Source organism: uncultured Stenotrophomonas sp. (assembly GCF_963519925.1).
In the GTDB taxonomy this organism is placed as follows: domain Bacteria; phylum Pseudomonadota; class Gammaproteobacteria; order Xanthomonadales; family Xanthomonadaceae; genus Stenotrophomonas; species Stenotrophomonas maltophilia_AE.
Map to the genome: position 1 here is coordinate 1 of NZ_CAUQPH010000114.1, position 11,983 is coordinate 11,983.

An 11,983-nucleotide genomic window follows, 5' to 3' on the forward strand; every position below is an offset into this window, starting at 1 on the left:
GGGTGGCGGGCGACTGGCGCGCTGCGTTGGCCGGCGGCGCGCAGGCAACCGACCTGGAGGCGTTCACCGACCACCTGCTGTCTGCACACCTGCCGCACGCGCTGATCATCGACTGCAGCGGCAGTGCCGAGGTCGCCGACCGCTATGCCGCGTGGCTGCAGGCCGGCATCCACGTGGTCACGCCGAACAAGCAGGCCGGGGCCGGCCCGTTGCCGCGCTACCACGCCATCCGCGAGGCCGCGGCAGGCAGCGGCGCGCGCTTCCGCTACGAGGCCACGGTGGGCGCCGGCCTGCCGGTGATCACCACGCTGCGCGACCTGGTCGACACCGGCGACGAAATCCTGGCCATCGACGGCATCTTCTCCGGCACGCTGGCCTGGCTGTTCAACAAATACGACGGCCAGGTGGCGTTCTCCGAACTGGTCGCACAGGCGCGCGGCATGGGCTACACCGAGCCGGACCCGCGTGACGACCTGTCCGGGGTGGACGTGGCCCGCAAGCTGGTGATCCTTGCCCGCGAGGCTGGACGCGAGCTGAGCCTTGACCAGGTCACGGTGGAAAGCCTGGTGCCCGAAGCGCTGCGCGACAGCGGCGTGGAGGGGTTCATGGCCGGGCTGGATACGGTGGACGCGGCGTTCGCCGAGCGCCTGGCGCAGGCGCGTGCGCGCGGTGCCGTGCTGCGCTACGTGGCGCGTCTGTCGGCCGATGCGGCCCAGGTCGGCCTGGTCGAACTGCCGGCCGACCACGCCTTCGCCAACCTGCGGCTGACCGACAACGTGGTGCAGTTCACCACGCGCCGTTACTGCGACAACCCGCTGGTGGTGCAGGGCCCCGGCGCGGGCCCGGAAGTCACCGCGGCGGGTGTGTTCGCCGATGTGTTGCGGGTGGCCGCCGGCGAAGGAGCGCGCCTGTGAGCGAGGCAGCATCACCGATGCAGGCACGTGCGTTTTCACCCGCGTCGGTGGGCAACGTCGCGGTGGGGTTTGACATTCTTGGCCACGTCATCGCCGGGGTCGGCGATACGGTCACGGTGCGGCGCACCGCCGCGCCCGGGGTCCGTATCCTGGCCATCCGCGGCACCACGGTGGACCTGCCACGGGCAGCGTCGGACAACACCGCAGGCGCGGCGCTGCTGGCGATGGCAGACGCATTGGCGCTGCCGTTCGGATTCGAACTGGAGATCGACAAGGGCATCGCGCTCGGCTCGGGCATGGGCGGTTCGGCAGCATCGTGCGTGGCCGCGCTGGTAGCGGCGAATGCGCTGCTGGAGACGCCGCTGCCGCGCGAGGCGCTGTATCCGTTTGCGCTGGCGGGCGAGGCGGTGGCCAGCGGCGGCCGGCATGGCGACAACCTGGGGCCGATGCTGCTGGGTGGGCTGGTGCTGAGCACGGCGGAGCAGCTGGTGTCGATTCCGGTGCCGGCGCACTGGCACAGCCTGCTGGTGCATCCCGACGCGGTGCTGGAAACCCGCCGCGCGCGTGCCGCGCTGCAGGGCAGCTACGCGTTGTCGGAGTTTGTCGAACAGAGCGCGAACCTGGCGCTGCTGCTTAGTGGCTGCTTCCTTGGCGATGCGGGACTGGTCCGCGACGGCCTGCGCGATGTACTGGTCGAACCCCGCCGGGCCGGGCTGATCGTGGGCTTTTCCGCGGTGCGCGAGGCGGCCCTGCAGGCGGGCGCACTCGGTGCCAGCATCTCCGGTGCCGGGCCGAGCGTATTTGCGTGGTTCGACAGTGAAGCGGCCGCGCGGGCAGCGCAGCCGGCGGTGCAGCACGCCTTCGCCGAAGCGGGCTTTAACAGCCAGGGCTGGGTATCGCCCTTGAATGCCCCCGGTGCACACCTGCTGTAAGCGCCGATGCCCTCCCTTTTCCCTTCAGGACCCGACATGCATTTCGTTTCGACCCGACACGCGGCACCGCCCGCCACGCTCAGCGCTGCGATAGCCGCGGGGCTCGCGCCCGACGGCGGGCTGTACGTTCCCGAGCATCGCTCGCAGGCACGGCAGTGGCAGGGGCAGGGGCAGGGGCAGGGGCAGGGCAGCCTCGTCGCCGACGCCGCGGCAGTGCTGGCACCGTTCTTTGCCGGGGATGCGCTCGCGTCGCACCTGCCGGCCCTGTGCGAACAGGCGTTCGACTTCCCTGCGCCGCTGCGGGCGTTGTCCACTCCGGGCGACCATGTGCTGGAGCTCTTCCATGGACCCACCGCGGCGTTCAAGGACTTCGGTGCGCGCTTCCTGGCGGCGAGCCTGGCCCGGTTGCAGGGCGGACGCGATCGCCCGTTGACCATCGTGGTGGCCACCTCGGGCGACACCGGTGCGGCGGTCGCGGCGGCCTTCCATCGGCAGCCCGGCATCCGGGTGGTGGTGCTGTACCCGGATGGCCGGGTATCGCCGCGCCAGGCGCACCAGCTTGGCTGCTTCGGCGACAACATCCACGCGCTGCGGGTGGCCGGGTCGTTCGACGACTGCCAGGCGATGGTCAAGCAGGCGCTCGGCGACCGTGAGCTGCAGGCACGGGTGCCGCTGAGTTCGGCCAACAGCATCAGCCTGGGCCGGTGGCTGCCGCAGATGAGTTACTACGCGCATGCGGCGCTGACCCACCACGCTGCCCATGGGCAGCATTTGAACCTGGTGATCCCGACCGGCAACCTGGGCAATGCGATGGCTGCCGTGCTGGCGCGGGCGATGGGCCTACCGATCGGGCAGATCGCGCTGGCGACCAATGCCAATGACGTGCTGCCGCGTTTCTTCCAGGGCGAGGCGTACCGGCCCCGGCACAGCGTGCCGACGCTGGCCAATGCGATGGACGTGGGCGCGCCCAGCAACTTCGAACGGCTGCGGTGGTTGCATGCGGACGACGACGATGCCCTGCGCGCCGGATTCCGCACGGCGGCGGTGGACGATGCGGCGATCCGCGAACTGATCACGCGCCGCCATGCGAGCGCAGGCGAGCTGTTCTGCCCGCACACGGCGACGGCGGTGAAGCTGCTCGAACAGCTGCGCGGCGAAGGCGTGCAGGGCGACTGGGCGGTGGCGGCGACGGCGCACCCGGCGAAGTTCGAATCGGTGGTGGAGCCGTTGATCGGCCGCGCCATCGAGGTGCCCCCGGCGCTGGCCGCGCTGCTGCAACGCCCCGCGCACGCCGAACCGTGCCCGCCGCATTACGCCGCGCTGCGCGAATTCCTGCTGGCATAGAACCGCCTCAAACCCCGCAAAGCTCCCGCAATGCGGCTTCGTCGAGGATCTCGACGGTGTTCAGGTGGGGCAGGGCGATCAGACCCTGCTGGCGCAGCTTGGTGAAGGTGCGGCTGACCGTTTCCATGGTCAGGCCGAGGTGGTCGGCGATGTCGCTGCGGCCCATCGGCAGGGTCACGCGCATGCTGGAGTCGCCGAGCCGCGCTTCACGTGCGGCCAGGCGCAACAGGAAGTCGGCAAGCTTTTCGGCCGGTTGCAGGCGGCCAAGCGCGAGGGCGGCGTCGGCGGCGTCGTCCAGGGCCTGGCAGGCGCGCTGCAGCAGCTTGCGCTCCAGGTGCGGGTACCGCGCGCGCAGGTCTTTCATCTGCGGCAGGGCGACGCGGCAGACCCGGCTGTCGGCAATGGCTTCGATGTCATGTCGGTGGTGGTCGCTGCCGCTCAGGCCCAGGTAGTCGCCGGGCAGGACGAAGCCGCTGATCTGGCGGCGTCCGTCGGCGAGGGTACGGACCAGGCGCAGGGCGCCGGCGGTCAAGGTATAGACATGTTGGCGGGGTTCGCCGGCACGGGCCAGGGTGGCGCCCAGCGGCAGCGGCTGGGAGACGGTCACCCGCTCCAGCGCCTGCACTTCATCGGGCGACAGGGCCGAGCAGACGGCCAGGTGGCGCACGGAGCAATGCAGGCAGTCGCGCAGGGTGGAGCAGCCCGGGGCGGGTTCGTCTGCGGCGGCAACGGCGGTTCCGGGGTGGGGCCGGGTCATGTCGAACCAGGAAGCGGGGCCTGCCCATGATACGTCATGCGGCGGTTGGCCCGGCTGCGGCTAGAATATGCAGCTCGCTCTTCCCCCAAGTTCCCCCGCAGGAGTCCCGCAAGTGATCAAGCCCCGTACGCCGCCCGGCATCATGGAATTGCTGCCGCGCGAGCAGATCGCGTTCCAGCGCATGCTGGACGTCATCCGCCGCAATTACGAGCGGTTCGGGTTCCTGCCGGTGGAAACGCCGGTGTTCGAGCTGTCCGATGTGCTTTTGACCAAGTCCGGTGGCGAGACCGAGCGCCAGGTGTATTTCGTGCAGTCGACGGGTGCGCTTGCGAATGCGGCGGAGGCGGGTGACAAGAGCCTGCCGGAGCTGGCGCTGCGTTTCGACCTGACGGTGCCGCTGGCACGTTACGTGGCCGAGCACGAGCATGACCTGACGTTCCCGTTCCGTCGTTACCAGATGCAGCGGGTGTATCGTGGCGAGCGCGCGCAGCGCGGTCGTTTCCGCGAGTTCTACCAGTGCGACATCGATGTGATCGGCAAGGACAGCCTGAGCACGCGGTATGACGCGGAGGTGCTGGCGGTGATCCACGCGGTGTTCGCGGAGCTGCGCATCGGTGATTTCTCGGTGCAGTTGAACAACCGCAAGCTGATGCGCGGGTTCTTCGAGAGTTTGGGCGTTGCGGACGGCGAGCGCCAGATGGCGGTGCTGCGTGAGGTCGACAAGCTGGACAAGCGCGGTCCGGATTACGTGCGCGAGACGCTGACCGGCGAGGGCTTTGCGATCCCGGCCGAGCAGGTCGACCGGATCCTGGCGTTCGTGGCGGTGCGCTCGAGCAGCCATGCCGATGCGCTGGCGCAGTTGGATGCGCTGGTGGCGGACGGTGCTGCCAGCGAGACGCTGAAGCTGGGGGTGGCGGAGCTGCGCGAGGTGCTGCAGCTGGTGAAGGCGCTGGGGGTGCCGGAGACGGCGTACTGCCTGAATTTCTCGATTGCGCGCGGGCTGGATTACTACACGGGCACGGTGTACGAAACGACGCTGACCGACCATCCGCAGATTGGTTCGATCTGTTCGGGCGGCCGTTATGAGGATCTTGCCAGCCACTACAGCAAGTCGAAGCTGCCGGGCGTGGGCATTTCGATCGGGCTTACCCGGCTGTTCTGGCAGCTGCGCGAGGCCGGGCTGATCGCGGGCATCGAGGACAGCAGTGTGCATGCGCTGGTGGCGTTGATGGACGACAACGGTCTGGCCGATTCGCTGGACATTGCGCGCCGCCTGCGCGTCGGTGGCATCAATGCGGAGGTGCAGATGGAGCCGAAGAAGATCGGCAAGCAGTTCCAGTATGCGGCGAAGGCAGGCATCCGTTTCGTGGTGCTGGCGGGTGAGGACGAGCTGGCGCGCGGCGTGGTGGCGGTGAAGGACCTGCTGCGCGAGCAGCAGTTCGAGGTCGCCCGCGACGAGCTGGCCAGCGCGCTGCAGGTGGAACTGGAGCAGACCCGCGCCATGGCGTGACGAGCCCTCGGGTTCATGCTTCCAACAATGGCACCTTCGGGTGCCATTGTTGTTTCTACGGTTGCGCTGGCCGCTGGTCGGCCTTGGGGAACGTGATCGTCCGTTCTCGAACCCGCAAACATTCGGTTCCGCGTTCGCGGTAGCGCCGACCGTTGGTCGGCCCTGGGAACCCGTGGGCGTTCGTGGACGTTCCGCGCCAACGGCCACGTCAACGTCAACGTCTACGGCGTACAGCCGGCGTCTCATTGCCACGTGCAGGGGCGGCCGGCGGGCAGCCCCCTCCGGGACACGCCGTGAACCGCCCTCCGGGCCCCGGCCCAGCCGCCAGCGGCTGTGCGTTCAGTCGCACGCGAGGCAGTGCCTCGCAAGCAGTGCGCCTTCACCCTTGGGGGCTTGTCAAAAACATCCATGTTTTTGACAGTCCCTACGGGGGCTGCCCGCCGGCCGCCCCCATACGCTGTTGTGTGCGGCGGGGAGGGCAGCCGGCAGAGCCCGGCTCTACGGGGGTTAATTGGCAGATGAATGGAGGGACTGCTGGATTGGGCATTCCCCCTACTTTGCGTTAATGTAATAGCACGCTATTACGTTGATACGATGAAAATCCGTCCTTCCCCCCTTGAGAAAGACCCCCAGGCCGACCTGGCCTGCCTGGCGCGTGCCTTTGCCGGCCTGGCCAGCGCTGAGCAGGTGACTGCATTCCTGCGCGACCTGTGTACGCCGGCCGAGCTGGAAGCGCTGTCCGACCGGTGGAAGGTGGTGCCGCTGCTGAAGCAGGGCGTGCCGTATCGCGAAATCCATGAATTGACCGGTGTCAGCGTGACCACCACCGGGCGCGTGGCGCGCTCGCTGGACCATGGCCACGGCGGTTATGCCGCTGCCATTGCCGCGACCGCCACGCCCGCGTCCCCCGAATCCGAGTAGAGACCTGCCCCATGAGTGCAACCCAGACCGCCCCGGCACGCGACCGGCTGCGTATTGCGATCCAGAAGAGCGGGCGGCTGGCCGAGCCCGCGCGCAGCCTGCTCACGGCCTGTGGGCTGAGCTGGCGGCAGAGCCGCGACAAGCTGTTCTGCTATGGGGAATCGCTGCCAGTGGACCTGCTGCTGGTCCGCGATGACGACATTCCCGGCCTGATCGCCGACGGGGTCTGCGACTTCGGCATCGTCGGTCGCAACGAGCTGGACGAGCAGGGTGCGGCACGCCGCCGCATCGGACTTCCGGACGCGTACCAGGCCCTGCGCGGGCTGAACTTCGGGCAGTGCCGGCTGATGCTTGCCGTGCCCGAGGAGTGGGATTGGCAGGGTGTAGAGCAATTGGCCGGCAAGCGCATCGCTACCAGCTACCCGGCGATCCTGGCCGACTGGCTGGCCGAGCGCGGGGTGGATGCCCAGGTGGTGGAACTGTCCGGCTCGGTGGAGATCGCGCCGCGCCTGGGCACCGCCGACCTGATCTGCGACCTGGTCTCCAGTGGCGCGACGCTTGCTGCGAACCAGCTCAAGCCGGTAGAAACCCTGCTTGAAAGCGAAGCCGTGCTGGCCGGACCGGTCAAAACCCCCGACGACGCCCGCGCCGGCCTGATGGCCATGCTGCTGCGCCGCCTCGACGGGGTGGTGAAGGTGCAGGACAGCAAGCTGCTGATGTTCCGTGCGGAACTGGACCGCGTGTCCGACCTGGCCCGCCTGTTGCCGGACGCCGACCCGCTGGTGCAGCTGCCCGACGACGGCGGCCACCTCCGCCTGCAGACCATGTGCCATGGCGCACTGACCTGGCAGCGGCTGGAGGAACTGGAGCGCGCCGGCGCCCAGGGACTGATGGTCCTGAGCGTGGAGCGGTCGCTGGCATGAACCGTCTGCAATGGTCCCAACTCGACGCCGCCGCCCAGGCCCAGGCCCTGCAGCGCCCGGTACAGGCGGTTGCTGCGCGTACCCGTGAATCGGTCGCGGCATTGATCGCGGCGGTACGCGAAGACGGCGACGCCGCGCTCCGCGAAATCAGCCTGCGCTTCGATGGCGTGGCGCCAGCGTCGTTCGAAGTGGACGACAGCGAATTCGCCGCCGCCGAACGCGCCGTCCCCGCTGAACTGCGCCAGGCGATGATCGACGCCGCCGCGCGCATCCGGCAGTTCCACAAGGCCGGCATGAGCCAGGGCTACGCGGTGGAAACCGCCCCCGGCGTTCGCTGCGAACGCATGGTGCGGCCGATCGGCAGGGTAGGGTTGTATGTTCCCGCCGGCAGTGCGCCGCTGCCTTCCACCGCGCTGATGCTTGGCGTTCCGGCGCAGCTCGCCGGTTGCCGCGAAATCGTGTTGTGCACCCCGCCGCGTCGCGACGGCAGCGCCGATCCGGCGGTGCTGGTCGCTGCGCGGCTTACCGGCGTGCACCGCGTGTTCAAGCTCGGCGGCGCCCAGGCCATCGCCGCGATGGCGTATGGCACCGACAGCGTGCCGGCGTGCGACAAACTGTTCGGGCCCGGCAACAGCTATGTCACCGAAGCCAAGCAGCAGGTGGCCCAGGACGGCGCCGCCGCCATCGACATGCCGGCCGGTCCTTCCGAAGTGCTGGTGATCGCCGACGCCGGCGCCAATCCCGCCTTCGTTGCCGCCGACCTGTTGTCCCAGGCCGAACACGGCCCGGATTCGCAGGTGCTGCTGCTCACCGACGATGCCGACATGCTGGAGCGGGTCGAAGCGCAGGTGCAGGCGCAGCTGAAACAGCTGTCGCGCGCCGACATCGCCGCCCAGGCATTGCAGTCGTCGCGGCTGGTGCTGGTCGACTCGCTGGTGCAGGCGTTCCAGATCAGCAACCGCTATGCGCCCGAGCACCTGATCCTGGCCCTGCGCGAGCCGCGCGACTGGCTGGCCCAGGTCGAGGCGGCTGGCTCGGTGTTCCTTGGCGACTACACCCCGGAGGCATTGGGCGACTACTGCAGTGGCACCAACCACGTGCTGCCCACCGCCGGTGCGGCACGCGCCTACAGCGGCGTGAGCGTGGCCAGCTTCCAGAACATGATCAGCGTGCAGGCCGCCACCGCGCAGGGCATTGCCGGTATCGGCAACTGCGCGCGCGTACTGGCCCGTGCCGAAGGCCTGGACGCCCACGAAAATGCGGTCGCGCTGCGCATGGGGGCCGCTGCATGAGCGCCGCCGGTGTGCTCGACCTGGTGCGCAGCGACCTGCGCGCGTTCAGTGGTTATTCCTCGGCGCGCAGCAGTGCGCTGGTGGGCGATGTGTGGCTCAACGCCAATGAGTCGGCCTGGGCCAATCCGGCCGACCCGCAGGGCCAGGCGCGCCGCTATCCCGAACCGCAGCCGGAGGCGCTGCGTGCCCGGCTGGCCGCGTTGTACGGCTGCGAGCCTGCGCAGCTGCTGATCGGCCGTGGCAGCGACGAGGCCATCGACCTGCTGGTGCGTGCCTTGTGCGAACCGGGCCGCGACGCGGTGCTGGTCACCCCGCCGGTGTTCGGCATGTACGCCGTGTGCGCGCGCCTGCAGAACGCGCCGCTGCTGGAAGTGCCGTTGCGCGACGCCGGCGATGCGCTGGACGCCGACATCGACGCGATCATCGCCGCCGCGCTGGCCGGCAACGCCAAGCTGGTGTTCCTGTGCAGTCCGTCCAACCCTGCCGGCAGCAGCATTGCGCTGGGCGCGATCGAACGGATCGCCCAGGCGCTGCAGGGCAGGGCGCTGGTGGTGGTCGACGAAGCCTACGGTGAGTACGCCGAACAGGCATCGGCGGCGATCCTGCTGCCGCGCTACGAGAACGTGGCGGTGCTGCGCACCTTGTCCAAGGCGCATGCGCTGGCGGCGGCACGGATCGGCAGCCTGATCGCCACGCCGGCGTTGATCCAGGTACTGCGCCGATGCCAGGCCCCGTACCCGGTGCCGGCGCCGTGCGCGGCGTTGGCCCTGGCGGCGCTGGAGGTCGATGCGCTGGCGGTGACCGAAGCGCGCGTGGCCCAGGTGAAGGCGGAGCGCGAGCGCCTGTTCCAGGCGCTGCAGCAGGCGCCCGGCGTGCTGCGCGTGTATCCGTCGCAGGGCAACTACCTGCTGGCGCGTTTCAACGACGCCCAGGCCGCGTTCGACGCGCTGCTGGCCGCCGGCATCGTGGTGCGCGACCAGCGCGCCGCACCGCAACTTCACGATGCGCTGCGCATCACCATCGGCAGCCCGGAAGAGAACGACCGCGTGCTCCAGGTACTTGCCGCCCGGAGGGCCGCCGCATGACCCCCATCCTGTTCGTCGACCGCGACGGCACCCTGATCGAAGAGCCTGCCGATTTCCAGATCGACGCCTACGAGAAGATCCGCTTCGTCCGCGACGTGATCCCGGCGATGCTCAAGCTTCGTGACGCGGGCTACCAGTTCGTGATCGTAAGCAACCAGGACGGGCTGGGCAGCGAGGGCTACCCGCAGGCCGCCTTCGACGGCCCCAACGACCTGATGCTGCAGATCTTCGCCAGCCAGGGCATCGTGTTCCGTGACGTGCTCATCGATGGCACCTGGCCGCACGACAACGCGCCGACCCGCAAACCGGGCATCGGCATGATGCTGCCCTACCTGCAGGACCGCGGCATCGACTGGGCACGTTCGGCGATGGTCGGCGACCGCCCGACCGACATCCAGTTCGCGCAGAACATGAACATCCGGGGGTTCCAGCTGCGCACCGAGCAGTTCGGCGGTGAGTGGGACTGGACCGGTATCGCCCACGAGCTGGCCGATGCGCCGCGCCGCGCCAGCGTGCAGCGCAATACGAAGGAAACCCGCATCCGCGTCGCGGTCGACCTGGACCGCACCGCAGAGCCGCAGACCCACACCGGCCTGCCGTTCTTCGACCACATGCTGGAGCAGATCGGCAAGCACGGTGGCTTCGCGCTGAGCGTGCAGGCCGAAGGCGACCTGCACATCGACGAACACCACACCATCGAAGACACCGGGCTGGCCCTGGGCCAGGCCCTGCGCGAGGCGCTCGGCGACAAGCGTGGGATCGGCCGCTACGGCTTCACCCTGCCGATGGACGAAACCCTGGCCAGTGCCGCACTCGATTTCAGCGGCCGTCCGTACTTCGTGTTCGAAGGTGACTTCAAGCGCGAACGCGTGGGCGACATGCCCACCGAGCTGGTGCCACACTTCTTCCGCTCGCTGTGCGATGCCGCCGGGCTGAACCTGCACCTGAGCGTGCGCGGCGACAATGACCACCACAAGGTCGAAGCCTGCTTCAAGGCGCTGGCCCGCGCGCTGCGCCAAGCCCTGCCACGCCAGGGTACGGCGCTGCCCAGCACCAAGGGGGCGCTGTGACCGACGTTGCGCTGATCGATGCCGGCGGTGCCAACCTGGGCTCGGTGCGGTACGCATTGGAACGCTTGGGGGCGCGCGTGCAGCTGGTGCGCGACGCGGACGGCCTGCAGGGGGTGCGTCGGGTGATCCTGCCCGGGGTCGGCGCGGCCCGGCCCGCGATGCAGCGCCTGCATGCGCAGGGCCTGGTGGAACCGCTGCGGCGCCTGCAGGTGCCGCTGATGGGCATCTGCCTCGGCATGCAGCTGCTGTTCGACCATTCCGAAGAGGCGGATGTGGAAACGCTGGGGCTGATTCCCGGCACGGTACGCAAGCTGGTGCCGGCCACCGGCATCCGCGTCCCCCACATGGGCTGGAACCGGCTGCTGCCGCTGAAGCCGTCGGTGCTGCTGCGGGATATTCCCGAGCGCGCCAGTGCGTACTTCGTGCACAGCTACGCCGCTCCGCTCAATGCCCACACCGTGGCGGCCTGTGACCATGGCGGGCTGTTCACCGCGATGGTGGAGCAGGGCCGCTACTTCGGCGCCCAGTTCCACCCCGAGCGTTCCGGCGACACCGGCGCGCTGATGCTGCGCAACTTCCTCGAGGACACCGCTGTATGAGTTTCATCGTCTACCCCGCGCTGGATATCCGTGGTGGCCGCGTGGTGCGGCTGCGCCAGGGCGACTATGCGCAGGAAACCCATTACGGCGACGACCCGCTGCCGCGCGCGCAGGCCTTCGAAGCGCAGGGCGCGAGCTGGATGCACCTGGTCGACCTGGACGCGGCGCGCGCCGGCGGCTACACCCTGGCACCGCTGCTGTCGGCGATCCGCGCCGGCACCGGGCTGCAGGTGCAGACCGGGGGCGGGGTGCGCGGGCGCGACGACGTGGCGCGCATCCTCGATGCCGGCGCAAGCCGCGTGGTGGTCGGCTCGCTGGCGGTGCGTGAACCGACGCAGGTGATCGGCTGGCTGGAGGAATTCGGCGCAGACCGCATCACCATCGCACTGGATGCGCGCCAGGATGCCGAGGGCCAATGGCAGCTGCCGGTGCATGGCTGGACCGAGAATGCCGGGGTCACCTTGGACGCGTTGGCCGAGCGCTACGCGCAGGCTGGCCTGCGCCACCTGCTGTGCACCGATATCGCCCGGGACGGCATGCTGGCCGGCCCCAACCTTGCGCTGTACCGGCATCTCACCGCGCGCCTGCCGGGCGTGGCGGTGCAGGCCTCCGGCGGCGTGCGCGACGTCGCCGACG

General features: G+C 69.5%; 11 protein-coding genes and 1 pseudogene. 11 read left to right on the plus strand and 1 reads right to left on the minus strand.

All coding sequences use genetic code 11. The annotated features are described in order from the left end of the window. From RWO33_RS15810 to thrC, 3 genes and pseudogenes are all read left to right on the plus strand, one after another. A pseudogene (locus tag RWO33_RS15810) lies at positions 1–914 on the plus strand (bifunctional aspartate kinase/homoserine dehydrogenase I); the annotation flags it as partial. Between the two features lie 17 nt (positions 915–931). Continuing rightward, complete coding sequence (locus RWO33_RS15815; RefSeq protein ID WP_314106137.1) at positions 932–1,846, plus strand: homoserine kinase; 915 nt, start codon at positions 932–934, stop codon at positions 1,844–1,846. A gap of 36 nt (positions 1,847–1,882) precedes the next feature. Then, positions 1,883–3,190, plus strand: coding sequence for a threonine synthase (thrC, locus tag RWO33_RS15820; RefSeq protein ID WP_314106123.1), 1,308 nt, complete (start codon positions 1,883–1,885; stop codon positions 3,188–3,190). Between the two features lie 7 nt (positions 3,191–3,197). On the opposite strand, the gene RWO33_RS15825 is transcribed toward thrC, so the two are convergent. Next, positions 3,198–3,947 (minus strand): helix-turn-helix domain-containing protein, encoded by a 750-nt coding sequence (locus tag RWO33_RS15825; RefSeq protein ID WP_314106124.1) that lies wholly within the window; start codon positions 3,945–3,947, stop codon positions 3,198–3,200. A gap of 112 nt (positions 3,948–4,059) precedes the next feature. On the opposite strand from RWO33_RS15825, the gene hisS reads away from it, so the two are divergent. The 8 genes from hisS to RWO33_RS15865 all read left to right on the plus strand — a co-directional run. Beyond that, positions 4,060–5,457, plus strand: coding sequence for a histidine--tRNA ligase (gene hisS, locus RWO33_RS15830; RefSeq protein ID WP_282245459.1), 1,398 nt, complete (start codon positions 4,060–4,062; stop codon positions 5,455–5,457). Positions 5,458–6,051: 594 nt separating this feature from the next. Next, a complete protein-coding gene (locus RWO33_RS15835; RefSeq protein ID WP_314106128.1) occupies positions 6,052–6,378 on the plus strand; it encodes a YerC/YecD family TrpR-related protein in 327 nt (108 codons plus the stop codon). A gap of 11 nt (positions 6,379–6,389) precedes the next feature. Then, on the plus strand, positions 6,390–7,301 hold the full coding sequence (hisG, locus tag RWO33_RS15840) for an ATP phosphoribosyltransferase (protein ID WP_314106130.1): 912 nt from the start codon (positions 6,390–6,392) through the stop codon (positions 7,299–7,301). Then, positions 7,298–8,593, plus strand: coding sequence for a histidinol dehydrogenase (hisD, locus tag RWO33_RS15845; RefSeq protein WP_145477823.1), 1,296 nt, complete (start codon positions 7,298–7,300; stop codon positions 8,591–8,593). The genes hisG and hisD overlap by 4 nt, the downstream gene beginning before the upstream one ends. Continuing rightward, a complete protein-coding gene (hisC, locus tag RWO33_RS15850; RefSeq protein WP_314106132.1) occupies positions 8,590–9,678 on the plus strand; it encodes a histidinol-phosphate transaminase in 1,089 nt (362 codons plus the stop codon). The genes hisD and hisC overlap by 4 nt, the downstream gene beginning before the upstream one ends. Continuing rightward, positions 9,675–10,748, plus strand: a complete 1,074-nt coding sequence (gene hisB, locus RWO33_RS15855) for a bifunctional histidinol-phosphatase/imidazoleglycerol-phosphate dehydratase HisB (protein WP_314106133.1) — start codon at positions 9,675–9,677, stop codon at positions 10,746–10,748. The genes hisC and hisB overlap by 4 nt, the downstream gene beginning before the upstream one ends. Beyond that, on the plus strand, positions 10,745–11,347 hold the full coding sequence (gene hisH, locus RWO33_RS15860; RefSeq protein WP_145477820.1) for an imidazole glycerol phosphate synthase subunit HisH: 603 nt from the start codon (positions 10,745–10,747) through the stop codon (positions 11,345–11,347). The genes hisB and hisH overlap by 4 nt, the downstream gene beginning before the upstream one ends. Next, a partial coding sequence (locus RWO33_RS15865; RefSeq protein WP_314106135.1) for a 1-(5-phosphoribosyl)-5-[(5-phosphoribosylamino)methylideneamino] imidazole-4-carboxamide isomerase occupies positions 11,344–11,983 on the plus strand: 640 nt, incomplete at its 3' end. The genes hisH and RWO33_RS15865, both read left to right, overlap by 4 nt.

Bases quoted from the DNA above. Each gene is read 5' to 3' on its own strand.
- hisB (WP_314106133.1), top strand. From the start codon at position 9,675: ATGACCCCCATCCTGTTCGTCGACCGCGACGGCACCCTGATCGAAGAG.
- thrC (WP_314106123.1), top strand. From the start codon at position 1,883: ATGCATTTCGTTTCGACCCGACACGCGGCACCGCCCGCCACGCTCAGC.
- RWO33_RS15815 (WP_314106137.1), top strand. From the start codon at position 932: ATGCAGGCACGTGCGTTTTCACCCGCGTCGGTGGGCAACGTCGCGGTG.
- RWO33_RS15835 (WP_314106128.1), top strand. From the start codon at position 6,052: ATGAAAATCCGTCCTTCCCCCCTTGAGAAAGACCCCCAGGCCGACCTG.
- hisC (WP_314106132.1), top strand. From the start codon at position 8,590: ATGAGCGCCGCCGGTGTGCTCGACCTGGTGCGCAGCGACCTGCGCGCG.
- hisG (WP_314106130.1), top strand. From the start codon at position 6,390: ATGAGTGCAACCCAGACCGCCCCGGCACGCGACCGGCTGCGTATTGCG.
- hisD (WP_145477823.1), top strand. From the start codon at position 7,298: ATGAACCGTCTGCAATGGTCCCAACTCGACGCCGCCGCCCAGGCCCAG.
- RWO33_RS15825 (WP_314106124.1), bottom strand. From the start codon at position 3,947: ATGACCCGGCCCCACCCCGGAACCGCCGTTGCCGCCGCAGACGAACCC.